General features: G+C 62.2%; 17 protein-coding genes and 1 pseudogene. 2 read left to right on the forward strand and 16 right to left on the reverse strand.

Going from position 1 to position 25,978, the window contains the following annotated elements; genetic code table 11:
* Positions 1–89 precede the first annotated feature (89 nt).
* Together treS and glgB are read left to right on the forward strand one after the other, a co-directional pair.
* A complete protein-coding gene (gene treS, locus PseuLF5_RS02620) occupies positions 90–3,431 on the forward strand; it encodes a maltose alpha-D-glucosyltransferase (RefSeq protein WP_128614268.1) in 3,342 nt (1,113 codons plus the stop codon).
* A 2-nt stretch (positions 3,432–3,433) separates the two neighbouring features.
* Positions 3,434–5,665: a 1,4-alpha-glucan branching protein GlgB gene (gene glgB / locus PseuLF5_RS02625; protein WP_340132868.1), complete on the forward strand. Its 2,232-nt coding sequence runs from the start codon at positions 3,434–3,436 to the stop codon at positions 5,663–5,665.
* Positions 5,666–5,729: 64 nt separating this feature from the next.
* On the opposite strand, the gene PseuLF5_RS02630 is transcribed toward glgB, so the two are convergent.
* From PseuLF5_RS02630 to PseuLF5_RS02705, 16 genes and pseudogenes are all read right to left on the reverse strand, one after another.
* The gene (locus PseuLF5_RS02630) at positions 5,730–6,797 is read right to left on the reverse strand and encodes an autotransporter outer membrane beta-barrel domain-containing protein (RefSeq protein ID WP_340132869.1); all 1,068 of its coding nucleotides are present in this window, start codon (positions 6,795–6,797) and stop codon (positions 5,730–5,732) included.
* A gap of 321 nt (positions 6,798–7,118) precedes the next feature.
* Positions 7,119–7,379 (reverse strand): annotated as a pseudogene (locus PseuLF5_RS02635) (autotransporter outer membrane beta-barrel domain-containing protein); the annotation flags it as partial.
* 25 nt (positions 7,380–7,404) lie between these two features.
* Positions 7,405–8,187, reverse strand: a complete 783-nt coding sequence (locus tag PseuLF5_RS02640; RefSeq protein ID WP_186746840.1) for an endonuclease/exonuclease/phosphatase family protein — start codon at positions 8,185–8,187, stop codon at positions 7,405–7,407.
* Positions 8,188–8,334: 147 nt separating this feature from the next.
* On the reverse strand, positions 8,335–9,093 hold the full coding sequence (locus tag PseuLF5_RS02645; protein ID WP_128614264.1) for a PIG-L deacetylase family protein: 759 nt from the start codon (positions 9,091–9,093) through the stop codon (positions 8,335–8,337).
* Between the two features lie 184 nt (positions 9,094–9,277).
* Entirely contained in the window at positions 9,278–9,937 is a 660-nt protein-coding gene (locus PseuLF5_RS02650) for a glycosyltransferase (protein WP_128614263.1), read from the reverse strand.
* A complete protein-coding gene (locus PseuLF5_RS02655) occupies positions 9,934–10,533 on the reverse strand; it encodes an SAM-dependent methyltransferase (RefSeq protein WP_222832820.1) in 600 nt (199 codons plus the stop codon). Before PseuLF5_RS02655 ends, PseuLF5_RS02650 begins: the two co-directional genes overlap by 4 nt.
* Entirely contained in the window at positions 10,530–11,288 is a 759-nt protein-coding gene (locus PseuLF5_RS02660) for a PIG-L deacetylase family protein (protein WP_336346620.1), read from the reverse strand. The genes PseuLF5_RS02655 and PseuLF5_RS02660 overlap by 4 nt, the downstream gene beginning before the upstream one ends.
* Complete coding sequence (locus tag PseuLF5_RS02665; protein WP_340132870.1) at positions 11,285–12,283, reverse strand: acyl-CoA dehydrogenase; 999 nt, start codon at positions 12,281–12,283, stop codon at positions 11,285–11,287. Before PseuLF5_RS02665 ends, PseuLF5_RS02660 begins: the two co-directional genes overlap by 4 nt.
* Position 12,284: 1 nt before the next feature.
* A complete protein-coding gene (gene glgX, locus PseuLF5_RS02670; protein WP_123469053.1) occupies positions 12,285–14,444 on the reverse strand; it encodes a glycogen debranching protein GlgX in 2,160 nt (719 codons plus the stop codon).
* A 310-nt stretch (positions 14,445–14,754) separates the two neighbouring features.
* Positions 14,755–15,075 carry a DUF2934 domain-containing protein gene (locus PseuLF5_RS02675; RefSeq protein WP_128614259.1) on the reverse strand — a complete coding sequence of 107 codons (321 nt, stop codon included), beginning with the start codon at positions 15,073–15,075 and terminating at the stop codon, positions 14,755–14,757.
* A 27-nt stretch (positions 15,076–15,102) separates the two neighbouring features.
* Positions 15,103–17,871, reverse strand: coding sequence for a malto-oligosyltrehalose synthase (locus PseuLF5_RS02680; RefSeq protein WP_340132871.1), 2,769 nt, complete (start codon positions 17,869–17,871; stop codon positions 15,103–15,105).
* Positions 17,868–19,946 (reverse strand): 4-alpha-glucanotransferase, encoded by a 2,079-nt coding sequence (gene malQ / locus PseuLF5_RS02685; protein WP_267801811.1) that lies wholly within the window; start codon positions 19,944–19,946, stop codon positions 17,868–17,870. Before malQ ends, PseuLF5_RS02680 begins: the two co-directional genes overlap by 4 nt.
* Positions 19,943–21,745: a malto-oligosyltrehalose trehalohydrolase gene (treZ, locus tag PseuLF5_RS02690; protein ID WP_340132872.1), complete on the reverse strand. Its 1,803-nt coding sequence runs from the start codon at positions 21,743–21,745 to the stop codon at positions 19,943–19,945. The genes malQ and treZ overlap by 4 nt, the downstream gene beginning before the upstream one ends.
* A gap of 15 nt (positions 21,746–21,760) precedes the next feature.
* Entirely contained in the window at positions 21,761–23,344 is a 1,584-nt protein-coding gene (glgA, locus tag PseuLF5_RS02695) for a glycogen synthase GlgA (RefSeq protein WP_123469042.1), read from the reverse strand.
* Positions 23,345–23,935: 591 nt separating this feature from the next.
* Positions 23,936–24,889 (reverse strand): D-2-hydroxyacid dehydrogenase family protein, encoded by a 954-nt coding sequence (locus tag PseuLF5_RS02700; protein ID WP_128614488.1) that lies wholly within the window; start codon positions 24,887–24,889, stop codon positions 23,936–23,938.
* A 13-nt stretch (positions 24,890–24,902) separates the two neighbouring features.
* Entirely contained in the window at positions 24,903–25,949 is a 1,047-nt protein-coding gene (locus tag PseuLF5_RS02705; protein ID WP_267801815.1) for an alpha/beta fold hydrolase, read from the reverse strand.
* Between the last annotated feature and the right edge of the window lie 29 nt (positions 25,950–25,978).

Raw genomic sequence — 25,978 nt, forward strand, 5'->3', positions numbered from 1 at the left:
ATTGACGACTGCTGCGCAGCCGAACGGGGATCAATCCCCTCGCCACAGGGGTGACCCTGTGGCATCAGAGAATTCAGCAGGAGTTTCAAATGGCGAAGAAACCCAAGGCAGCCACATTCATCAAAGACCCGCTCTGGTACAAGGACGCGGTGATTTATCAGGTACACGTCAAATCGTTTTTCGACTCCAACAACGACGGCATCGGCGACTTTCCCGGGCTGATCGCCAAGCTCGATTACATTGCCGAACTCGGCGTCAATACCATCTGGCTCCTGCCTTTCTATCCCTCGCCACGTCGTGACGACGGCTACGACATCGCCGAATACCGTGGCGTCCACAGCGATTACGGGACGATGGCCGACGCCAAACGCTTTATCGCCGAGGCGCACAAACGCGGCTTGCGGGTGATCACCGAGTTGGTCATCAACCACACCTCCGACCAGCACCCGTGGTTTCAGCGGGCGCGCAAGGCCAAGCCCGGTTCGGCGGCGCGGGACTTCTACGTATGGTCGGATGACGACCAGAAATACGACGGCACCCGCATCATTTTCCTCGACACCGAAAAGTCCAACTGGACCTGGGACCCGGTCGCCGGCCAGTACTTCTGGCACCGCTTCTATTCGCACCAGCCGGACCTCAACTTCGACAACCCGCAAGTGATGAAAGCCGTGCTGTCGGTGATGCGTTACTGGCTGGACATGGGCATCGACGGCCTGCGCCTCGACGCCATTCCGTACCTGATCGAGCGCGACGGCACCAACAACGAGAACCTGCCCGAGACCCACGACGTCCTCAAGCAGATCCGCGCCGAAATCGACGCCAATTACCCTGACCGCATGCTGCTGGCCGAAGCCAACCAATGGCCGGAAGACACCCAGCTGTACTTCGGTGACACCGATGCCGCAGGTGTCAACGGTGACGAATGCCACATGGCCTTTCACTTCCCGCTGATGCCGCGCATGTACATGGCGCTAGCCCAGGAAGATCGTTTCCCGATCACCGACATTCTGCGTCAGACCCCGGAGATTCCCGCCAACTGTCAATGGGCGATCTTCCTGCGCAATCACGATGAACTGACGTTGGAAATGGTCACCGACAAGGAACGCGATTACCTGTGGAATTACTACGCGGCTGACCGTCGGGCGCGGATCAACCTCGGTATCCGCCGGCGCCTGGCGCCGTTGATGGAACGTGATCGCCGTCGCGTCGAGCTGCTGAACAGTCTGCTGCTGTCGATGCCGGGCACGCCGACCCTGTATTACGGCGATGAAATCGGCATGGGCGACAACATTTACCTTGGCGACCGCGACGGCGTGCGTACGCCGATGCAATGGTCGATCGACCGCAACGGTGGCTTCTCCCGCGCCGATCCGGCCAGTCTGGTGCTGCCGCCGATCATGGACCCGCAGTACGGCTATCTGTCGGTCAACGTCGAAACCCAGGCCGGTGATCCGCACTCGCTGCTCAACTGGACGCGGCGCATGCTCGCCGTGCGCAAACAGTCCAAGGCGTTCGGCCGTGGCACGCTGAAAATGCTCTCGCCGAGCAACCGGCGGATTCTGGCCTATACCCGCGAATTCACCGACGCCGACGGCAAGCACGAGATCATTCTCTGCGTGGCCAACGTTTCACGCAGCGCACAAGCGGCGGAGCTGGATCTGTCGGCCTACGTCGGCATGGTGCCGGTGGAAATGCTCGGCGGTAACGCGTTCCCGCCGATCGGCCAGCTGAATTTCCTGCTGACCTTGGCGCCGTACGGTTTCTACTGGTTTGCCCTGGCCGCGGAAAACCAGATGCCGAGTTGGCATGTAGAACCGGCGCAAAGCCTGCCGGACTTCACCACGCTGGTGCTGAAAAAGCGCATGGAAGAACTGCTCGAAGCACCTTCGCGCGCGACGCTGGAGCAAGGCATTCTGCCGAGCTGGCTGCAAAACCGCCGCTGGTTCGCCGGCAAGGATGCGGCCGTCGACAAGGTGCATCTGGCATACGGCGTGCGCTTCGGCGATGCCCAGCATCCGGTACTGCTCAGCGAAATCGAAGTGACCCGTGGCGGGCAGACCAGCCGTTATCAATTGCCGTTCGGCTTTATCTCCGAGGATCAGGTCGGGCCGGCGTTGCCGCAGCAATTGGCTTTGGCCCGTGTACGGCGCGTGCGTCAGGTCGGTCTGATCACCGATGCGTTCAGCCTCGAAGCGTTTATTCGCGCTGTGCTGCAAGGCATGCAGAACAACACTGTGCTGGAATCGACCGAGGGCGAGATCCGTTTCGCGCCGACGCCGCTGCTGGAGACGCTCGGCCTCGGTGCCGAATCGGAAGTGCGCTATCTGTCGGCCGAGCAGTCGAACAGTTCGGTGGTGATCGGCAATAGCCTGGTGCTCAAGCTGATACGCAAAGTCGCTTCTGGCGTACACCCGGAACTGGAGATGAGCGCTTACCTGACCGAGGCCGGATTTGCCAATATCTCTCCACTGCTGGGGTCGGTCATCCGTCGCGATGCCCAGGGCGAGGACAATCTGTTGATGATCGCCCAAGGCTATCTGAGCAATCAGGGCGACGCCTGGGAATGGACACAAAACAACCTCGAACGGGCGCTGCGCGATGAACTCGCCGATGCCATGTCCGAGCAGGAACAGCATTACAACGCCTTGGGCGAGTTGCGCGATTTCGCCGGGATGCTCGGTCAGCGGCTGGGCGAAATGCACAAGGTGCTCGCTGCGCCGACCGACAACCCCGACTTCGCGCCGCAGGTGTCAACCGCCAAGGATGCGCAGGCGACCGGCAAGGATATCGCTGCCCAGGTCGAGCACGCGTTGAAACTGCTCAAGCAGCATCAGGGCGAGCTCAACGCGGCGGACCAGACGCTGGTGAAGACGCTGCTGGACGAGAAAAAAACCATTCTCGGCCACGTGCAGGATCTGGCGAAAAAAGCCGTCGGCGGTCTGCAGATTCGCGTCCACGGCGATCTGCATTTGGGCCAGGTGCTGGTGATCAAGGGCGATGCCTACCTGATCGACTTCGAAGGCGAACCGGCGCGGCCGTTGAGCGAACGCCGAGGCAAGCACAGTCCGTACAAGGATGTCAGTGGCGTGCTGCGTTCCTTCGATTACGCGGCGGCGATGACCATCAACGTACACAACGTCGATCACAGCGCCGACTCCGAAGCGGCGCGGCATCGTGTTGCGCAACGGTACCTGCGTGAGGCCCGTGAGGCATTTGTCGAGGCATATCGTCAGGCGGCAGCTAGTCTTGAACATGCCTGGCAAGATCCTGAAGGAGCCGATGCCGCACTGGCGTTGTTCGGTCTGGAGAAAGCGGCCTATGAAGTGGCCTATGAAGCCGAAAATCGCCCGACGTGGCTGCCCGTGCCGTTGCACGGTTTGTATGGGTTATTGACGGGGCTTAAACCCTTTTCCGATCTTGGTGGAGAGTAGTCATGAGTTTCTCGAACAAGGAACAGGGTTCAGCGAAAGAAGCACTGCTGCCGGGGGCGAAAGACATCGACGCCCTGGTACGCGCGGAACATCACGACCCGTTTTCGATTCTTGGCCCCCACGGCGATGGCGCCGCTGGGCAGTTCATTCGCGCCTATTTACCGGGGGCGTTGAGCGTGGTGGTGCTGGACAAGGACTCGGGCGAAGAGCGCGGTCCGTTGCAACAGACTGAAACGCCGGGGTTGTTCGTCGGTCACTTTGATCAGGCGCGGCCATACTTGCTGCGCACGCGTTGGGCCGGTGGCGAACAGGTCGCCGAGGACCCTTACAGCTTTGGCCCGTTGCTCGGTGAAATGGACTTGTATCTGTTCGCCGAGGGCAATCATCGCGACCTCAGTGCCTGCCTCGGCGCGCAACTGAAAACCGTCGATGGCGTCGACGGTGTGCGCTTTGCCGTGTGGGCACCGAATGCCCGGCGGGTGTCGGTGGTCGGCGACTTCAACGTCTGGGACGGGCGCCGGCATCCGATGCGTCTGCGTCATCCGTCCGGGGTCTGGGAGTTGTTCATCCCGCGTCTGCAAGCGGGCGAGTTGTACAAATACGAAATTCTCGGTGCCCATGGGATTCTGCCGCTCAAGGCCGATCCGATGGCGCTGGCCACCAGCCTGCCACCGGACACCGCCTCGAAAGTCGCCGCGCCCCTGCAGGTCGACTGGCAGGACCACGACTGGATGAACAGCCGTGGCGAGCGGCAGAAACATTCGGCACCGCTGTCGATCTACGAACTGCACGCAGGCTCGTGGCAGTGCGAACTGGATGATCTGGGCGAGGTGGCCCGTCAGTACACCTGGCCGGAACTGGCTGAACGCGTGATTCCGTACGTCAAGGAGCTGGGCTTTACCCACATCGAGCTGATGCCGATCATGGAGCACCCATTCGGCGGTTCCTGGGGTTATCAGTTGCTGTCGCAATTCGCCCCGAGTGCGCGTTACGGTACACCGGAGCAGTTCGCCGAGTTCGTCAACGCCTGCCACCAGGCCGACATCGGTGTGATTCTCGACTGGGTGCCGGCGCATTTCCCCACCGATACTCACGGGCTGGCGCAATTCGACGGCACGGCGTTATACGAGTATGGCAACCCACTGGAGGGGTTCCATCAGGATTGGGATACGCTGATCTACAACCTCGGGCGCACCGAAGTGCATGGCTACATGCTTGCATCGGCGCTGCACTGGTTGAAGCATTTCCACATTGATGGCCTGCGCGTCGATGCCGTGGCCTCGATGCTCTATCGCGACTATTCGCGCAAGGCCGGCGAATGGGTGCCGAACCGGCATGGCGGTCGGGAGAATCTGGAAGCCATCGACTTCCTGCGGCATTTGAACGATGTGGTGCATCTGGAAGCGCCGGGGGCCCTGGTGATCGCCGAGGAATCCACCGCATGGCCGGGCGTCAGCCAGAGCACCCAGCAGGGTGGCCTCGGTTTCGCCTACAAATGGAACATGGGCTGGATGCACGATTCTCTGCACTACATTCAGCAGGATCCGGTGTACCGCGCCCATCACCACAATGAATTGAGTTTCGGTCTGGTCTACGCCTGGTCAGAGCGTTTCATCCTGCCGATCTCCCACGACGAAGTGGTGCACGGCAAGCATTCGCTGATCGACAAGATGCCCGGCGACCGCTGGCAGAAATTCGCCAACCTGCGCGCTTATCTGAGCTTCATGTGGACCCACCCGGGCAAGAAACTGCTGTTCATGGGGTGCGAGTTTGGCCAGTGGCGCGAGTGGAACCACGATCAGCAGCTCGACTGGTACCTGCTGCAGTATTCGGAACACAAGGGCGTGCAGAAACTGGTGGGTGACCTCAATCGCCTGTACCGCGAAGAGCCGGCGCTGCACGACCAGGACGACGCACCGCAGGGCTTCCAGTGGTTGATTGGCGACGATGCGATCAACAGCGTCTACGCCTGGCTGCGCTGGAGCAAGGACGGTCAACCGGTGCTGGTGGTGGCCAACTTCACACCGGTGCCGCGTCAGTCGTATCGAGTGGGGGTGCCGTTTGCCGGGCGCTGGAGCGAATTGCTCAACAGCGATGCCGACACCTACGCCGGTTCCAATTATGGCAATGGCGGCGGGGCGTTTACCGAAGAAGTGCCGAGCCATGGCCAGTCATTGTCGCTGGAACTGAATCTGCCGCCGTTGGCGGTGCTGATTCTTAAACCGGGGGCTTGATCCAGGCGCCGAAAAACCTGTGGGAGCAAACGTGCTCCCACAGGAATTTTCGGTGATCTGAAAGTCACCAGCGCATGCGCACCCCAAGGCTGCCAATCAGCCCATTCAAATCATTGTCATCCACATCGCTGCTGTAATCTGCGCTCACATACAGACTGACCACCGGTGTCACCCGCGCCACCAGGCCCAGGCCCAGCTCGACGGTTGAAGACTTGCGACTGCTGCTGATTTTGTCGACTTGATCCAGGGTCACCGTGCTGCCCGTGTACACCGTGTGCCACAGGTTGGTGCGCACGTAGGGTTCGACCGGGAGACCGTTCAAATCGTAACTGCCTTTCAGGCGTGCGCCGACGCGGCCGCTCCACGCGGTCAGATCGGTGGATGACGCGTTGCCGGAGCCGGCGTAAGGCGTGTCGAGGGTGATGCGTTGATTGATCAATTGCGCCTGGGGTTCGACCACCCAGTTTTCACTCAAGCCAATTGGAAAACCGCCCTCCACCGAGAAGGTCATCGCGTGGCCTTCGGTGGCCTGGCGTGCGCCTTGTTCATTGCGACTGAAACCGCTGACCCGACCACCGCTGGCCGACAGGTCGACATGCCAGCCCTGTGCACCGATCAGGCTGTAATAGGCACCGAGGCTCTGACCTTGCAGGTTGAGGGTGTCACGGGTCGGGTCGGACAGGGCGCGGCTGGTGATCACGCCGTTGCCGTTGGCCTGAATCTCGTTGAAACCACCCACCAAACCGATGGTCTGGGTATGGCTGCCGCTTTGCAGGGTCAGCACTGCCGGGCCTTTGAAATCGCCGCTGCCGGGTGTCGCGAAACCCGAAGACAGCACATCGGTTTGCGCCTGACGTGCACTGCGTCCATACAACTCGTCCCACGCTGAGGGTGCGAGGTCTTCGGTGATCAGGCGCGTGCCTTGCAGATCGGGCCGTGGACTGAAGCGTTGGGCATTCGGGGTGATCACGGTCGTGGGCAGGGTTAGCACTTGCGCATCCGCGCGATACCACGGGGTGGTTTCATCCGCTGCAGGACCGGCCTGCGCCTCCATGGATGAGCACAGCAAGATTGAACTCGACACTGTGCAGAAAGTGATTTTGATCTCGTGTGGGGTGATTGAAGTTTTCATGGAGGTCTACCTTGCGGGCGCATGCGATATCTCGATGTGGCGTCTCTCCTACCCCGAACGAGGGGCGACCGAATGAAGCGGGGCAAGCCATGGCCGCTCGATTTCGCGAGTGTCCGAGGGTCGCCCCGGATAGTGTTTCCGGGGGTAGTAAGGTAGAGATAAGGAGAGTCGCGCCCGTACGTCAAGAAATTGAACGATGAGCGGTATAGGTAAATCAGGGGCCGCAAGCGTTTGTTTTTCTGCACATAACTAAGTGTTTGTTTGCATGGAGAAACGCGATGAAAGTCCCGGGGTAGAGAGGTTCAATTGCCGACGGAAGGTCTACCAGCTGAGGCGAATACCCACATTGCCGACCACGCCGCGCAGGTCATTGCTGTCAATATTGCTACTGTAATCGGTGCTGGCGTAAACACTGACGGCGCGATCGAGCGTTAACACCACGCCCAGGCCCAAGTCCGCCGTCGAGGACTTCTGCTCGGTGGTGATCACGTCATTGTCGCCAAATGTCACCGAGTCGGTGGCGGAAAAGGTGTGCCACAGATTGGCGCGCACATACGGTTCCACCGGCAGACCGCTGACTTGACGAGTTGTATTGCCGCAAGCGCCATTACAAATGCACTTCTACGGCCAGCGGCAAATGGTCCGACAGGTGCGTCCACGGCTTGTTGCCGAGGATCTGCGGGGCGTGACTGCTGGCATTGCGCAGGTAGATCCGGTCCAGTCGCAGCAATGGAAATCGTGCCGGGTAGGTCTTGGCCGGGCGCCCGTGATGGCGTTCGAAAGCTTCATGCAGGTAGTCACGCCGGGCGAGGGCGGCGTTGCCCTGCAACTGCCAGTCGTTGAAGTCTCCGGCGATGATGACCGGTGCATCGTCGGGTAACGATTCGAGCAACTGGCAAAGCAGTTGCAACTGCAATTGGCGGTGGCTTTCCAACAGGCTCAGATGCACGCAGATCGCATGGACTTCGGCATGCCCCGGCACATCCAGCACACAGTGCAGCAGGCCACGGCGTTCGGGACCGGTGATCGACACATCAAGGTTGCGGTATTCGCGGATCGGGTATTTGGACAGTAATGCATTGCCGTGATGACCATCGGGGTAGACGGCGTTGCGCCCGTAGGCAAAATCGCTCCACATGCTGTCGGCGAGGAATTCGTATTGCGAGGTTTGTGGCCATTCGTTGTAGCGGTTCGAATGCCGCTCGTGTTCGCCGACCACTTCCTGCAAAAACACCAGATCGGCCGAGGTACTGCGCACCGCCTCGCGTAATTCCGGGAGGATGAAGCGCCGGTTCAGCGCGGTGAAGCCCTTGTGGGTATTGACCGTGAGCACCCGCAGACGATGAATGACTGGCGCGTCGACCACATGACGCTTGGGATCGCTGGACACGTTCGCTCCTCTGAATTCTGTCTTCCTGTACATGCGACTGATGCGGGTGGCTGGCAGTTCCTCCAATTGCTCGCGTAAACACCTGCAGGCGCAGCCTTCGGCAACGCCTACAGGATATTGGGTCGGGCTGAGAGTTTTTTGCAGGGCTCAGACGAAGACGATTTCGTAGGGCAGGCGCATTCTTTCGAGGATCACCGGCGGCAACATCGGCGCAATGCCGATCGCCGGTTCGCCCTTGAGCTGGCTGGCGTAGGCGTGGGTGGCGTGGCTTTTGCGCGCGACGGTCCAGGTGTCGAGGCGCAGTTTGCGCGCGCGTTCCCAGGGAATCAGTGCATGGTCGCGCTCCGGCCAGTGCCAGGCCCAGACCGGTACGTCGTGGAAGGTCGCTCCGGCCAGTTCTGCGGCTCTGGCGGCGGCGTGGCCGACCGCTTCGTGATCGTCGTTGCCATCCCCGCGCCAGGTGCTGAACACGGCATCGCCGGGGCGCAGGTAACGGCCGATGAAGGCCACCAGTTCGTTTTCCTTTTCGCGCAGGGCGTTGTCGGTGAAGCCGCCGCGCACCCATTTCAGGCTGTGCATCGGCAAGCCGAGGCGGCGCAAGGCTTCGACACTTTCCTGGGGGCGGAACACGCTCAGGCGTTTTTCCGACCATTGTCGGGAGCCGGGATGGCTGGCACTGCCGTCGGTGATCGACAACAATTGCAACGGGTGGCCAAGGCCGGCGAGCAATTGCAGCAGGCCACCGCAGGTGACCACTTCATCGCCGGGGTGCGGGGCAATCACCACCGCACGGGCGCCGGCGGGCACCAGGCTATGGGTATTGATGACGGGAATGTTGTCGAGTTGGGCGGCGCTGTTCCAGATTTGCGCCGAGGGACTGTTTTCGCTGAGGGATAACGGTTTCATGGGTGCGACGTCCTTGTTGTGTCTGGCCCTCAGTCGGTGGCGTGGCCGCAATGGCCCGGCGCGTCCGACCCGTGAAGGCGGATTGTTTGCCATGCGACGCTCCGAACCCTGGATTGCCGCGCAGCAGAGTATTGCCCATGAAGTGAAATTCGTCGCGTCGCAGATTGATCTGATCCGGTTTTTTTTATTCCAGGTGTGCCAGATGTCGCAGATAGTCACCAAATCCTCCCCGTGCCCGGCTGTCGAGGCGGGCGCTGGTGCGGACCTGCGGGCGATGGCTCCAGGCGATGTTCGCCCCGGACAGTTCCAGCTCGCGTACCAATTGCACGTCTTCGTCGCAAGCCAGCGGTTTAAAGCCTCCGGCCCAGCGATAGGCGTCGGCGCTGATGCCCAGATTGGCACCATGAATGTGCCGATGGCCGTCGCAGGCCCGGTAATGACGGTGGTAACGAATTTGCGCGGCCTCGTCGAAGGATTCGTCCCAGCGCTCGACCGTCACCGTGCCACACACGGCGTCTGCCCCGAGGCCCAACTGCGCCACCAGCCAGTCATCGGCCACTCGACTGTCGGCGTCGGTGCAGGAGATCCAGCGTGCGCCGCGCTCCAGCAACATGTGCGCCCCGGCAGCCCGGGCCTGACCGACATTGCGCGCCTCGATGTGCAGGCTCAGCACCGGGTATTGGCTGACGATGTGCGCCGAGCGGTCGGTGCAACTGTCGAGCACCACCAGCACTTCCACCGGTTCGCCAGCGAGCAGTCCGTGCTTGCTGGCGCGCAGGGCGGCGCTGAGGCTCTCGTCGAGCAGCGCTTCTTCGTTGTGTGCGGGAATCAGAATGCCGATCATCGCAAGCCCTCCAATGCTGCGACCGAGCGCGGTTCGCGGCTCCACAGCTCGAGGATGAAATCCGCTTCCTGATGCAGCACCAGGCGCGGCAGATGCAGGTGTTCGTGGATCAGGTCATGGACCTGCCGGGCGTTCAACGGACAGCCTTCGATGGGCGGGCGCCAGTGGCAGGCCAGCAGTTGTCCGTCGGCCGTCAGGGAATCACTGATCCGCCGGATCACTTCTGTCAGATCGGCACGGTCGAGGTAGTAGCCGATTTCGCTAAATACAATCAGGTCGAATTTTTCCTCCGGCCAGTCGCCGGGCAGACGGTTCTGACGGACTTCGGCATGGTCGAACAGGCTCAATCGGGTACGCGCCAGATTCACCGCCGCGTTCGCAGTGTCGCAACACAACAGACGATCGCAACGCCCGGCCAGCTCGGCGCTCAGCTCGCCATTGGCACAACCCGGCTCGAAGATCGCCCGATAGTGCGGACGTGGCAGCGCGGCGAGGGTGATCGCGCGTTTGCGTTGCTCGTACCAGCGTTGGCGAAAGGCCCACGGGTCATCGTTGCCGGCGAACAGGCCGTCGAAATAGCGATCGTCGACACTCACAGGAACACCACTTCGAAGGGTTGCAGCAGGCGATCAATCACGTAGGGCGCCAACACCGGAGCCAGGCCGGCGTCGGGGTCGCCCTCCAATTGACTGGCGAAGGCGTGCACCGCATGGCGTTTGCGCGCCACCTCGGCCGGTGTCAGGAGGATCTTGCGCGCCCGGTGCCACGGCACGCCGGCGTCCTCCGGCGCGGCCCAGTGCCAGGTCCACACCGGTAATTCATGACAGGTCGCACCGACACGGCAGGCGGCATCGACGCTGGCGCGGCCGACCGCTTCGTGGTCGCTGTGGCCATCTTCGCGCCATGTGGTGAACAGCACATCGTCGGCGCGCAAATGACTTTCAATGAAAGCGCTCAGCGCCTGTTCCTGAGCGGCCACCAAGGTGTCGGTGAAGCCACCACGCAGCCACTTCAGACTGTGCATCGGCAAGCCGAGGCGGCGCAGGGCTTCGGCCGATTCCTGCGGACGCACCACGCTGAGGCGTTCCACCGGCCAGCGTTGCGAACCGGGGTGGCTGGCGCTGCCGTCGGTGACGGAAATCAACTGCATCGAACGGCCCGCTGTGGCGAGCAATTGCAGCAAACCACCGCAACCGAGCACTTCGTCGTCCGGGTGCGGGGCGACGATCACGGCGCGTGCACCGGGCGGTACCAGTTCTTCGACCGTAATGTCTGGCACTTCGGCCAAACGTCTTGAACCCTGCCACTGATGCAGTGACGTGCCCTGGCCGACGATCGGATTGCTTCTCATAGCGACCAGACCTCGTCGGCTTGCCGGGTGACCAATTGACCGAGGGCGGCCAGATCGCGTTCGGCGTGGCTTTGGCGCAGAAACACCGGCAGGTCGGCGACCAGACCGGCGAAATGCCGATCCTTGCAAAAAGGCCCGGCCCCGAGCGCACGGCCGACTTCGCGGATCACTGACTCGGCCGACTGCTCGACCACGGCGCGGGCTCGGCGGGCGAGCAGTTCGGCGTTGGCTTCGGGATGCGCGTCGATTTGCAGCGCGCTGAAGCGCAACACATCGGCGGCGGCCTGCAACGCACTGTCGACCGCGCCCAGATGGGCGAGGGCGTGAGGTTCTTCGCGTTGTGCGCAGTGCTGGCGCAGCGACTCGGCAAGCTGCCGCGCGGCACCGTACCAGCACGCGGCAATGCCGATCCCGCCATGCCAGAAGCCTGGCCGTTGCAGGTAGTCGCCAGGACGGCCGATGGCCTGACCCTCGGCGTCTTCGAACACGACTTCGACGCTGCCGGTGGCACCCATGCCCACGGCGTGCCAGCCCTGATCGGTAATGCGCACCCCGGGTTGATCAAGGGCCACGGCCACCAGTTGCTGCTGATCGTTGCTGTCCCACGTCGTGAGCAAGGCATGGCTGAGCACCGAGGCACCGGAGCACCAGGCCTTGCGTCCGTTGAGCAACCCCATGTGCCCGGCGGGGGTGACCTTGACGCGCGCCTGCGGCGGCTCGGCCGCCCACATCCCCCACGTACTGCCGGGTGTTGGCGTGCCGCCCAGTTGCTCGATGATCGCCTGTGCGTCGGTGTGGCCCTCATAGAGTTTGCACAGCCCCAGATCATGTCCGCCGACCTGGGCCAGGCGCTGAAAGCGTTCCAGCGTGTGCCCGCTGCCCGGTAACGGCAGCCGGTCCAGACCGGCCTCGACCATCGCCCGCAGGCAACTGCCGAGGGCGACGGTGTCGGGATAATCCGGCGGGCGGCGGGCGAGGTAGCGTTGCAGATCCATATCAGTCTTCTTCATCACGTTGCAGTTCGAACAGCAGCAGCGAACGGCCGGTGACCGAGTATTCATGCCCGAATTCGAAGCGTTCCTGACCTCGGATCGACGGCTGATTGGTGTCGATCATGCAGGTCCAGAAACCGCCGTCAGGCACTTCCGGCAGGGTGAAGTTGACGATGTCGTGGTGCGCGTTGACCACCAGCAGCAGGGTCGCGTCGCCACCCTTGCGGCGAATTCCGGTTTCCTGGGCACGGCCATCGAGCAACATGCCCAGGCAACGGTTATGGGCGTCATGCCAGTGCTCGGTGGTCATTTCGGTCGCATCCGGCGCGAGCCAGGTGACGTCCTTGACGCCGATGTCCTCGTTGTACTCACCGACCAGGAAGCGTCCGCGCCGCAGGATCGGATACGCCAGACGCAGCTTGATCAGGCGTTTGACGAATTTCAGCAGGGCCTTGCCGTCTTCGCTCAGGTCCCAGTTGACCCAGCCGATCTCGCTGTCCTGGCAGTAGGCATTGTTGTTGCCGTCCTGCGTACGGGCGAACTCGTCACCGGCGACGATCATCGGCGTGCCTTGCGCCAGCAACAGGGTGGCGAAGAAGTTGCGCATCTGTCGATGGCGCAGCGCGTTGATCTGCGGATCGTCGGTCGGGCCTTCGACGCCGTGGTTCCACGACAGGTTGTTGTTGCTGCCGTCCTGATTGTTCTCGTCGTTGGCCTCGTTGTGCTTGTCGTTGTACGACACCAGATCGTTGAGGGTGAAACCGTCATGGGCGGTGATGAAGTTCACCGACGAATACGGCCGCCGTCCGCGCTGGTTGAACATCTCGCCGGAGGCGGTCATGCGACTGGCGAAGTCGGCGACCTGGCCGTCGTCACCTTTCCAGAACGCGCGCACGGTGTCGCGGAACTTGTCGTTCCACTCGACCCAGCCCGGCGGGAAATGACCCACCTGATAGCCGCCGGGGCCACAGTCCCACGGTTCGGCGATCATTTTCACCTGACGCAGTACCGGGTCTTGGCGGCAGGCAACGAGGAAGCTGTGACGCTCGTCGAAACCGTCGTGATAACGGCCGAGGATGGTCGCCAGGTCGAAACGGAAACCGTCGACGTGCATCTCGCTGGCCCAGTAGCGCAGCGAGTCGGTGACCATTTGCAGCACGCACGGGTGGCTCAGATCCAGCGTGTTACCGGTGCCGGAATCGTTGATGTAGAAGCGCTTGTCGTCGGGCATCAGCCGGTAGTACGAGGCGTTGTCGATACCGCGCATCGACAGGGTCGGGCCTTGCTCGTTGCCCTCGGCGGTGTGGTTGTAGACCACGTCGAGGATCACTTCGAGGTTGGCTTCGTGCAGGTGCGCGACCATTTCCTTGAATTCGGCGATCTTGCCGCTGGCCAGGTAGCGCGGGTCCGGGGCGAAAAACGCGATGCTGTTGTAGCCCCAGTAGTTGGTCATGCCCTTGTGCAGCAAGTGCTGGTCATTGACGAACGCGTGGATCGGCAACAGTTCGACCGACGACACGCCGAGCTTGCGAATGTGCTCGAGCACGTCATCGACCATCAGACCGGCAAAGGTGCCCCGCACGTTTTCCGGCACCGACGGATGACGCATGCTGATGCCGCGCACGTGGGTTTCGTAAATGATGGTTTTGTCCCACGGCACGCTCACGCGGTGATCGTTGCCCCAGGTGTGCGCCGGATCGATGACCTTGCACTTGGGCACGAAGGGCGCGCTGTCGCGTTCGTCGAAACTCAGGTCGGCATCGGGGTGGCCGATGGTGTAGCCGAACAGCGCTTCGGACCATTTCAACTCGCCGACCAATTGCTTGGCGTAGGGGTCGATGAGCAATTTGTTGTGGTTGAAGCGATGACCATTGGCCGGGTCATACGGGCCGTACACGCGATAACCGTAGATCATCCCCGGATGTGCATCGGGCAGATAGCCGTGGTAGATCTCGTCGGTGTATTCCGGCAGCTCGATGCGTTCGATTTCGACTTCGCCGGTATCGTCGAAGATGCACAGTTCGACCTTGGTGGCGTTGGCGGAAAACAGCGCAAAGTTCACCCCCAGGCCATCCCAGGTCGCACCGAGCGGGAAGGGCAGACCTTCACGGATTCTGGACGGCTCGGCGTGCGCGGCGGGCTCGGCTTTCTTTGGACTGGACATGATTGCTCCTGCAAATCGGGTTGGTTCGAATAACTGATCAACTGTGGGAACAGCATCTGTGGCGAGGGGATTTAGCGAAACGTCGCACCGCCCCGATCAGCTGCGAAGCAGTCGCAAAACCAGTGCACGCGGGATGTCTGACACATCACCGTTGCTGTTTTGCGGCCGTTGCGCGACTCATCGGGGACAAATCCCGTCACCACAGGCTTCTCTCCCTGACAGGGGTTATTTGAGGTTTCTTGAGGACGAGTTGGCCCTCGGTGGCGAGCGAACTCGCCACACGGTCGTTCAATTCAATAATCCGGGTGTGTCAGTTGGCCGGGGGCTTGCGTGGGGCCCGGGGCTTTTTCTCGGCGGCTTTTTCACCCGGCGGCACGACCTTGGCGGCGCTGGCCGGCTTGGCTTTAGCTGCCGCTGGTGCCTTGGGCTTGGCCGCCGGGGCCTTGGTGTCAACGCCTTTGCCGGCGGTTTTGCTGCTGGCGGCTTTCGGCGATTTCTTCGGCGCCAAAGCCTCGGCTTCAGCCAGCTTGCGTGCCATCTCCCAGTGGCGTGCTTCGTGACCTTCAGGTTTACCCTCTGATTCCCAGATCTGATAGGCGAACTCGCGGATGCGTTTATCGTCGGTACTCATCGCAATGCTCCTGAACTGAACTCGTCGTTACGTTAAGTGTTGGATAAAGAGATTGACCGGGACATCCCCCAGCGCTTCGCTGACATTCAGCTCCCTGTTTTTTGTGACTGCGGCGCTTTGAAAAAGTCCCTTCAGGTTTGTGTCGGAGGCGGCGAACGGTAAAACCACCCGCGTATCGCCCCAGCGCAGCGCATTGGCCTGAGGGATAGCACCGTTTTCCAGCAGCGCCGCGCAGCGCACCGGGACGATCACGATGGCGTACGTCCCTTGGTGTTCACGGGCGAACGCCAGCACGTTGTGCGCCTGACTGCCGAGCACTTCCAGCGCCTGATAACGACCCCGGCGAAACAGCTCGGCATGCTCGGCACGAAGATTGAGCACCTCGGCGATCAACGCCTGCTTGATGTGCCCGTCACGCCAATTCGACAGCATTTGCTCAACCGGTGCAGGTGCCTGCAACGCCTGCGCCCGCGCGGCGTAATCCACCGGCCGACGGTTGTCCGGATCGACCAGGCTGAAGTCCCAGAACTCGTTGCCCTGATACAGATCCGGCACCCCCGGCACGGTCATGCGCAGCAAGGTTTGCGCCAGACTGTTGAGCGCGCCGGCCGCAGCGATGTTGTTGACGGTCTTGATCAGCGCCGCACGCAACAGCTCACCTTCATCCCCCGTCAGCAGTTTTTCAGTGAAGGACCGGGCGGCGTGCTCATAGCTTTCGTTCGGTGCGCTCCAGCTGCTTTGCAGCTTGGCCTCGCGCAAGGCTTTCTGTTGCCATTGCCAGATGCGTTTGGCGTAGTCGGCGAAACCCGTCTGATCGCCTTCGCGCAGTTCCAGCGGCCAACTGCCGAGCAACGCTTGGTAGAGGATCAGTTCATCGCCGGTCGAGGGCTGTTGATCGTCGCTGCGCACCGGCCGGGCGAGGGCGCGCCACAGCTCGATCTGCTCGGCGTACCAATGGCTGCGTTCGCTGAGCACGGCGAGCCGTGCGCGGGTGTCCTCACCGCGTTTGTGATCATGGGTGGCGGTGGCCAGCAGGTTGTCGGGGAACTCGGCGAAGCGTTGCTGATTGACCGCGTGGAAATCGCTGAGCGGTGCACTGAACTGCTCGGTGTTGTAGCCGACGTCATTGCGCGACAGCAGCACCGCCGAGCGGTACAGCGCGGTGTCTTCCACGGCTTTGGCCGCCGCCGGCGAGGTCAATTGCTGGAAGCGTACGCACGCATGCTTGAGAATCTTGCGCGAGCGCCCGCGGGGTTTGCGCCGCCACGGCGTGCCACCGAGCCATGCGGCCACACAGTCGAGCACCGGCCAGTCGCCTTCGCCGAGGGTCTGCCGGGCACCGTCCATGGCCTGCTGGAAAAACACCTCATCCTGCGCGGAGCGGCCCATAGCGCCAATGTAAGTGCGGTACACCGGAAAGTGCACGATCAACGCCTGCAACACCCGGCGGATCGCGCCGAGGGTCAGGTCACGCGTCATCAGGTCATCGCGGGCCACCTGCAGCAGGGCCTGGGCAACGCTTTCAAAGTCACTGGCCAGCGAGCCGTTGAGGATCTGCTGGCGCGCCAGTTGCGCTTCTTCGATAAACGCGGCGGGGCGTTCGGTGCGCCGTTGCCACAACTCACCGAGGACGTGTTCGCCGTCCGGATCGTGTTGCAGCAGCGACAACTGGTTCATGAACTCGTAACCGGTGGTGCCGTTCACGGCCCAGTCACGGTGCAGGGTTTCGCCGGCACCGAGGATCTTCTCGACGTAGATCGGCAGATGCCGGCCCGGCGCGAGCAGGTCGAGGCGCAGGCGCAGCTTGCGGCAATAACCCCGGGGATCGGCGAGGCCGTCGATGTGGTCGATGCGTAAACCGTCGATCAGGCCTTCGCCGATCAACTGGAAAATCTTGCCGTGGGTGGCGTCGAACACCGCCGGACGTTCGACGCGCAGACCGCCGAGTTCATTGATGTCGAAAAAGCGCCGCCAGTTGATGTCATCGGCAGCGGTGCGCCAGCTGGCGAGCCGATAGCTTTGTCGTTCGAGCAATTGATGCAGCCTTTGGAAGCCCGCTTCAGTGGTCGAGTCGTAAGCCTTGAGGGTGTCGTGAATCGCTGCAAGGATCGACGGCTCAGTCGCCAGTTCTCGCAGCTCGTCTTTCAACGGCATGGCCAGCGCATGGGCGTCGCTTTGGTAACTGAGGGTACTGAACCGCTCGGCCAGAGACTTCAGGGCTTGCGGCGACTTGAGCAGCTCGGCGTAATCGCTCGGGCAGATCGGGAAGTGATGATCATAGTGTTCGACGTAAAAGCTGCCGCGCTGCGGATTGAACAACAGTTTCAGCGTGCCTTCCTGCAGGGCGACGCCGTAGTCGCTGCCAAGAAACGGCAGCAGCAGCTGGCCTTCCATGAGCGGGTCCGGCGAATGCCACTGGATGTCGAAGAACTCGCCGTAAGGGCTCAAGCGTCCCCATTCGAGCAAGTCCAGCCACCACGGATTGTCGCTGCCGCCAACGGCCATGTGGTTGGAGACGATGTCGAGGATCAGCCCCATGTTGTGTTCGCGCAGGGTGCTGACCAGACGCCGCAGCGCCGGTTCGCCGCCGAGTTCCGGATTGACCTGGGTCGGGTCGACCACGTCGTAGCCGTGCATTGAACCGGCCCGGGCCGCGAGCAGGGGCGAGGCGTAAATGTGGCTGATGCCGAGGCGGGCGAAATACGGCACCAGCGGCACCGCTTGCTCCAGGGTAAAGCCTTTATGAAATTGCAGGCGCAGGGTTGCGCGCAATGGCTGGATTTGCGTCGGGCTCATTGGTCACGCTCTGCAGCCTGGAGACGCGCGCAGGCCAGCAGTTCCAGGCGTCGTGCGGCGTCGGCAGCGTCAAGTAACGCTTCGCTGGTGGCGGGCAGACGCCGCGCCCAGTTCGGGTGGGTGTCGATCGTCCCCGGCAGGTTGGCCTGTTCATTGATGCCCAGTGCATCTTCGAGGGGCAACAACACCAGGGGCGCGCGGGTGTGGCCGAGGAAGCGCACGCTGGCATCGACCACTTGATCGGCTTCGTGGGATTCCTCGCGGAAGTTCTGCGGGTCCTGGCTCAACGCATTGCGCAAACCTTCACGCTCGCGCTGGCGGTGATGACGCCATTCGATTTCGCCGTTGGCATCGACGAAACCCAGCCGTGCGTTCCAGTCGATGTCACGGCCATGCCACCAGCCATTGAGTGTCGGCAGGTCGTGGGTGCTGGTGGTGGCCAGCGCATTGTCCGGCCAGTCGAGAATCGGTTTGAAGTAGGTGTTGTCCTGTTCGAACAGCAACACACGCATGCCGAGCATCGAGCGTGCGCTGAGCTTTTCGCGCAGACCGTCGGGCACGGTGCCGAGGTCTTCGCCGAGAACGATGGCCTGATGGCGATGGGATTCGAGGCTCAGCAGGCGCAGCAGATCGTCCACCGGGTAATACAGGTAGGCGCCGTCGGCAGGCGCTGCGCCGTTGGGGATCACCCACAGGCGTTGCAGGCCCATCACATGGTCGATGCGCAGGCCGCCGGCGTGGGCGAAATTGGCCCGCAGCATGTCGATGAACGCACGGAAACCGTTGCGGATCAGCCCTTCGGGCGAGAACGCGGAAATCCCCCAGCCCTGTCCGGAGCGGTTGAGAATGTCTGGCGGCGCGCCCACGGTGAGCGAGGCGAGCAGTTCATCCTGAAAGCTCCAGGCCTGACTGCCGGCGCCGTCGGCACCGACCGCCAGATCGGCAATCAGGCCAATGCTCATGCCAGCACTGCGCGCCGCGGTTTGGGCGCGTTCGAGGCAGCGGTGGATCAGCCATTGGCAGAACGCGAAGTAGCCGATGCGCTCGGCGTATTCTTCGGCAAACGCTTCCAGCGCGGCGCCGCGCGGGTCGTGCCAGTGCTCCGGCCATTGCCGCCAGTCGAGGCTCTCACCACGGGCGGCGCGCATTTCCTGAATGGCTTCGAAGCGGCAGTGGTTTTCCAGCGCTTCGCCACCGGCATGACGGAAGCTGGCGAAGTCCGGGTGCAACGGGTGATCACCGGCGACGAAACCGTCGTACAACGCTTGCAGCAGCTTATGCTTGGCCTCGGCGGCGCTCGGCCAGTCGATCAGTTTCAGGTCTTCGAGGTGCGCGAACTGCTCCGCCAGACCTGCAGCGTCAATCGCATCGCGCAGCGCCCGTTCGCCGAGAATCGCCCCCGGTGCGGCATACAGCGAATTGAGGAACAAGCGACTGGACGGCGAATAGGGACTGTAGCGGCCAGTGTCGGCGCTGAACATCGCATGCAGCGGACTGATCGCCAGGGCGTCCGCACCGCGTTCGCCGGCCACCCGCGCCAGCTCTTCCAGGGCCTGGGTGTCGCCGAAGCCGCCATCGCCGGGTCGGCGTAGCGAATACAGCTGCACGCTCAGGCCCCAGGCACGGGGGATCGGGTTACCCAGCGCATCGCCGACGCTGTAGCAGCGCTCCGGCGCCACCGCCAGGGTGAAGAATTGATCGTCGATGTGCACTTGCTGATAACCGACCGGAATCAGCCCGGGCAAAATCGCTTCGCCATCGAGTTTGAGGGTCAGTCGGGAACCGTCCTCGAGGTGAATTTCACACGGGGTGTGCGGCGCGAAATAGCGCGCCAGATCAAGCCCGACACCGACGTCGCTGGTCAGCAGCGGCGGCAGATGGCGGTCTTGCTGCACTTGTTGCAGCTCCAGCAGGCTGGCGTCGATTTCCTGCGCGGTGCTGGCCGGGTGGCCCAGGCCGATCAGGACATTGCGCAGCACCGCCGGGGCGACTTTTTGCGGGCGTCCGTTGGCGTCGATCCAGTCGACGGCGAGGCCGGCCCGGCTGGCCAGAATTTCCAGTTGCGCATCGCTCATAGGCGCTCTCCATCCAGAGGTTGCAAAGGGGTTGCGGCCGTGAGGCTGACAAGCGCGCAATACGCGGGCAACAGGCCCGGATCCGACAGGGCGACGGCGGGTGGTTGCTGAAACACCCACACGGTGTCGCTCTGTGCAGGGTTGACCACTGGCGTATCGCTGAGGTTCAGGTCAATTCGTAGCTCGCTGCCATTGCCCAGGCGCCAGCGCGCACTGACCGCTGCGTGACCGAGTATGTGCGCGCCAAGCGCCTGGGTGCCGGACAGGTTCGGGATGATGTATTGATGGCGCAATTGCAGCAGTTGGCGGTACAGCGCCAGGGTTTGCTGTTGCAGTGCGGTGCCACTGCCGATCAGCCGTGGCTGCGACGCGTGGAAGGTCTGTTCGGCGTTGGGGTCGGGGATCCGTTCACGCTGATGGGGATCGGTAAACGCGCTGAAGGCGGCGAACTCATTGCGCCGGCCCTCGCGCACCAGATCTGCCAGCTCACCGTGATGGCTGGTGAAAAACAGGAACGGTTGCTCGGCGGCAAACTCGTCGCCCATGAACATCAGCGGAATCATCGGCGACAGCAGCAACAGCACGGTAGCGGCTTGTACCGCACGCGGATCGGCCAGTTGATGCAGACGCTCGCCAAAGGCGCGGTTGCCGATCTGGTCGTGGTTCTGCAGGAACAACACGAACGCCGTGGAGGGCAGGTGTTCGCTGGGCTCGCCTCGGGGTTCGCCGTGACGGGTGATGTGGCCCTGAAAGACAAAGCCCTGACTCAGGCAGCGGGCCAGTTGCTCGGTGGGTTGCAGCGCGTAGTCGGCGTAATAGGCGTCGGTCTCGCCGGTCAGCAGCACGTGCAGGGCGTTATGGCCGTCGTCGTTCCATTGGGCGTCGTAGTCGTATTCGAGCAAGCTGGACTGGTTGAGCTCGTTTTCCACGGTCAGCCAGACATGCCGCGTCGGGTCGATCTGTTGGCGGATACTCCGGGCCATCTCACTGAGAAAGTCCGGGTCTTCGATGGCATGCACCGCGTCCAAGCGCAAGCCGTCGAAACGGTATTCGAGGAGCCACATCAGCGCGTTTTCGATAAAGAAGTCACGCACTTCGTTGCGTCGAAAGTCGATCGCCGCCCCCCACGGGGTGTGCTTGTCCTCGCGGAAGAAGCCCTTGGCGTAGCGGTGCAGGTAATTGCCATCGGGGCCGAAGTGGTTGTAGACCACATCAAGAATCACCGCCAGACCGTGGCCGTGGGCGCTGTCGATCAAATGCTTGAGTTGTTCCGGAGTGCCGTAGGAGGCTTGCGGCGCGTAGGGCAGAACGCCGTCGTAACCCCAGTTGCGATCACCGGGAAACTGCGCCAGCGGCATCAGTTCGATGGCGGTGATGCCCAGGGCGGCGAGGCGAGCCAGATGCTGCTCGACTTCGGCAAAGCCACCCAGCGCACCGACGTGCAACTCGTAAATCACCGCTTCACTCCACGGCCGACCCTGCCACTCACCGTGTCGCCATGCGTACGCCAGCGGGTCGACCACCACACTGTGGCGGTGAATGTCGCCATCCTGCGCCCTGGAGGCCGGGTCGGGCACCTCCAGTTCGCCATCAATGTTGTAGCGGTATCGGGTGCCCGCCGGACAACGGGCCTTGATCACGAACCAGCCGTCTGCCTGTGGCAGCATCGGCAGGGATTGTCCGTTGTCCAGTTCGACACTGACGTAAAACGCATCCGGGGCCCACAGCGCAAATTGCGTGTGTTCGGCATCCTGCATGATCGCGCCGTGGGGCCAGGTTTCAGGGGACCGTAACGGCATTGTCAACGCTTCCTTTTATTTGTGGTGGGCTTTACCCAGAGCCTTGGCGACCAGTTGCTCATACAGTTCGGCGTAGGGTTCAACCGCCTTGCACCAGTTGAACGGCGCGGCCATGGCCCGGCAACGCATGGCATTGAGCAGCTCCGGGAAGGCAAACACCTTGAAGGCGCGGCTCAGGGCTTCGCGATAGCTGTCGGCGGTGGACTCGTCGAAAAGGAAACCGGTCACGCCGTTTTCAATGGTGTCGGCCAGGCCACCGGTATTGCGCGCCACCGGCAGTGAGCCGAAGCGCTGCGCATACATCTGGCTCAGGCCGCAGGGCTCGTAACGCGAAGGCATCAGCAGGAAATCGCTGCCGGCAAACATGCGACGGGCGTCGGTTTCATTGAAGCCGATACGCACGCCGATCTGGCCGGGGAAACGCAGCGCCAGCTCGCGCATGGCTTGCTCTTCTTCCGGTTCGCCACGGCCGATGATGGCGATCTGGCCACCTTGCTGGACGATGTATTCGGACACCGCTTCGGTCAGGTCCAGACCTTTCTGATAGACCAGACGCGAGACCACGGCGAACAGCGGGCCGGTGGAGTCGTTCAGGCCGAACAGCGCACGCACATGCGCGGCGTTGACAGCCTTGCCTTCCCAGTCGCCGATGGCGAACGGCGCGAACAGGTGCGGATCAGTGGCCGCATCCCAGCTCTCGTCAATGCCATTGGGGATGCCGCTGAGCAAACCTTGCTGGGTCTTGGCGGCGAGGAAGCCGTCGAGGCCGCAGCCGAAGTCCGGGGTGGTGATTTCCTGCGCATAGGTGGCGCTGACCGTGGTGATGTGGCTCGAATACGCCATGCCGGCCTTGAGGAACGACATCTTGCCGTAAAACTCCATGCCTTCCTGTTGCAGGGCATGGGTGGGGATACCGAGTTCCGGGCAGGATCCGAGGCTGGTCACGCCTTGATACGCGAGGTTGTGAATGGTGAACAGCGTCGGCGTGCGCTGCCCGCGCCAGTGCATATAAGCAGGCGCCAGACCGGCGGGCCAGTCATGGGCGTGCACCAGATCCGGGCACCAGTGGATTTGTGCGAGGTTGGCAGCGATGTCGGCAGCGGCCAGACCCAGACGGGCGAAGCGAATGTGGTTGTCCGGCCAGTCGCGACCGTTATTGGCTCCGTACGGCGAGCCTTCGCGCTCGTAGAGTTCGGGGCAGATCAGAACGTAAATCACCAGCCCGTCAGGCATGTCCATGCGGCCGATCTTGCACGGGGGCAGCGCGGCATGCCCGCCGAGTTCGCCGATGATGTGGATCGGGTTTTCACTGTGCATCACCTGCGGGTAACCGGGGATCAGCACGCGCACGTCGTGCAGGTGCGCCATGGCGCGGGGCAGGGCGGCAGAGACGTCACCCAGACCGCCGGTTTTCACCAGGTCGGCGATTTCCGAGGTTACGAACAACACTTTCTTCTTGTTGGGATTCTGGCTCGCTAACGGAGTCAGTGTCTTGGTGCCGGGGACGTTGATCGATCGGCTGCCGGGAACGCTGACAGTGCTCGCTTCACCAATTGACTGAGCACGCTCTCCCTGAATATCCAATGCCGCACTGATCATATGACTCTCCCGTCTTGTTGATCTGATTCTTGTCTTGAACAAGTGATGTCCATGACCACGTCCTGTGGCTGGGCGCAAACGCGCCACGCATCGGTGAGCAAAGCTACCCAACACGCGCAAGCAGAATGGGTGACGAGGCCATTGCAAGGAATGAACCAGCCGTGTTCGCCCTGCCTTTCAGATGACCTGCCGCCTTCAGCAAAAGTTTCGATTATTTTGCTGTGATGTGACCGGCCGGTCTGGCCCCGCGAAAACCAGTCTAGGCCAGATCCTAGAGCGGGCCAGAGCAAATGGGTAAATTGTTCGACAATCGGTTTGCCGCGAACGATAACCCTCGTTTAAGAGGGCAAACGCACCGACGAAGTGCAGTTTTTTTTGCAGGCAAGAGCCAAAACGGTGACTGGGTGGTCACGATTATGTGCTAGCGGGAAAGGCGGGCGCACTGTTGTGGTGCGTGCATTTTGTTGATGGGGTGGTTGTTCTGGCCCCATCGCGAGCAGGCTCGTCCCTACAAGAAAAGGTATTTCAAATGTAGGAGAGAGCCTGCTTGTGATGGCGATGGCCAGCTCACAACAGGACCAACAGATTGACTCAGTTCAACAGGCGAATCGGCTTGCCCGCCGCCCACGCTTGAATGTCCTCGATCATCTGCGAAAAGAACTGTTCATAGTTTTGCCGACTGACATAACCCACATGGGGCGTCGCCAGTACATTGTCCAGTGTGCGAAACGGGTGCAGGGCCGGCAGTGGCTCCTCATCGAACACGTCCAGCGCCGCCCCGGCGATGCGTTGTTTTTGCAGCGCCTTGATCAGTGCCGCTTCATCGACGATCGGCCCGCGTGCGGTATTGACCAGCAGCGCCGTCGGCTTCATCCAGTCCAGCGCCTGGGCATCGACCAGCCCGCGACTGCGTTCACTGAGCACCAGATGCACCGACAACACGTCGGCCTGCTCGAACAGTGCCTGCTTGCTCACATACGTTACGCCGGCCTGCTGCGCGCGCTCGGCAGTAAGGTTCTCGCTCCACGCGATTACCCGCATGCCAAACACCTGGCCAAATTGCGCCACGCGCTGGCCGATGCTGCCCAGGCCAAGAATACCGAGGGTCTTGCCGTGCAGGTCGCCACCCAGACCCTGCTGCCAGTGGCCGGCGCGCAGGGAATTGGCTTCCTTCAGCAGATTGCGCGTGGCGGCCATGATCAAGGCCCAGGTCAGTTCCGGCGCCGCGTGTTTGTAGCTGTCGGTGCCGCAGACGCGGATTCCCCGTTTGGCCGCCGCCGGCATGTCCAGCGCGGCATTGCGCATGCCACCGGTCACCAGCAGTTCGAGGTGGGGCAGACGGTCGAGCAGGTCTTCGTCGAAGCGCGTCCGTTCGCGCATCACGCAGATCACCTGGTACTTGCCCAGACGCTCGGCGAGTGTGGCATTGTCCGCCGGGTAGTCATGCTCGAACGTCACCTCACCCACGCTTTCGAGTACCGACCAGTCAACCACGTCGCGGGCGACGTCCTGCCAGTCATCGATCACTGCAATCTGCACCGCCATCAGCCTTACCTCATCAACGAACGGGATTGGTTGTATTCAGCCAGCCGAGCAGGGCTTTGTGGAATTGCGCCGGCTCTTCCATTTGTGGCGCATGGCCCATGCCGGGAAATTCCACCAGGGTCGACTGCGGAATCAGTCGGGCCACGTGTTTGCCGAGCACGTCATAGTGACCGATCTTCGCTTTGACCTCCGGTGACGCAAGGTCCTTGCCGATGGCCGTGGTATCCGAGGTGCCGATCAGCAACAGGGTCGGCATCTTCAAGTCCTTGAATTCGTAATACACCGGCTGGGTGAAAATCATGTCGTAGATCAGCGCTGAGTTCCAGGCGACTTGCGTCTTGCCCGGGCCTTTGCTCAGGCCGGCGAGCATATCCACCCAGCGGTCGAACTCGGGTTTCCAGCGGCCATCGTAATACGTCGTGCGCTCGTATTCACGGATGCCCTGGGCGCTGACCTTCAGTTCGCGCTGATACCACTGGTCCACGGTGCGATAAGGCACGCCGAGGGCTTTCCAGTCTTCCAGGCCAATCGGATTGACCAGCGCCAGTTGCTCGACCTGCTCAGGGAACAACAAGGCATAACGGGTGGCAAGCATGCCGCCGGTGGAGTGGCCGAGCAGGGTGGCTTTCTGGATGCCCAAGGCTTTGAGCAACTGCTGGGTGTTGGTTGCCAGCTGCTGGAAGCTGTATTGATAGTGGTCCGGTTTGCTGGAGGTGCAGAAGCCGATCTGGTCCGGGGCGATGACCCGATAACCGGCCTCGCTCAAGGCCTTGATCGAACTGTCCCAGGTGGCGGCGCAGAAGTTCTTGCCGTGCATCAGCACCACGGTGCGACCGTTGGCCTTGCCGTGGGCGGCGACGTCCATGTACCCCATTTGCAGGGATTTGCCTTGGGACTGGAAGGCGAAGTGTTTAAGCGTGTAAGGGTATTCGAAGCCTTGCAGCTCCGGGCCGTAGGCCGGGCCTTCGACGGGCGCGGCCTCAGGGGCGGCGTGCGCGAGCAAAGGCATCGCGGCGCAGAGGAACAGGCCGGGCAGCCAGCGGGAAAGCGTGACGGACATAAGGGCAAACTCCATGAAAATCGGCCGAT

The organism is Pseudomonas sp. LF-5, assembly GCF_037626295.1.
Lineage (GTDB): Bacteria > Pseudomonadota > Gammaproteobacteria > Pseudomonadales > Pseudomonadaceae > Aquipseudomonas > Aquipseudomonas monsensis.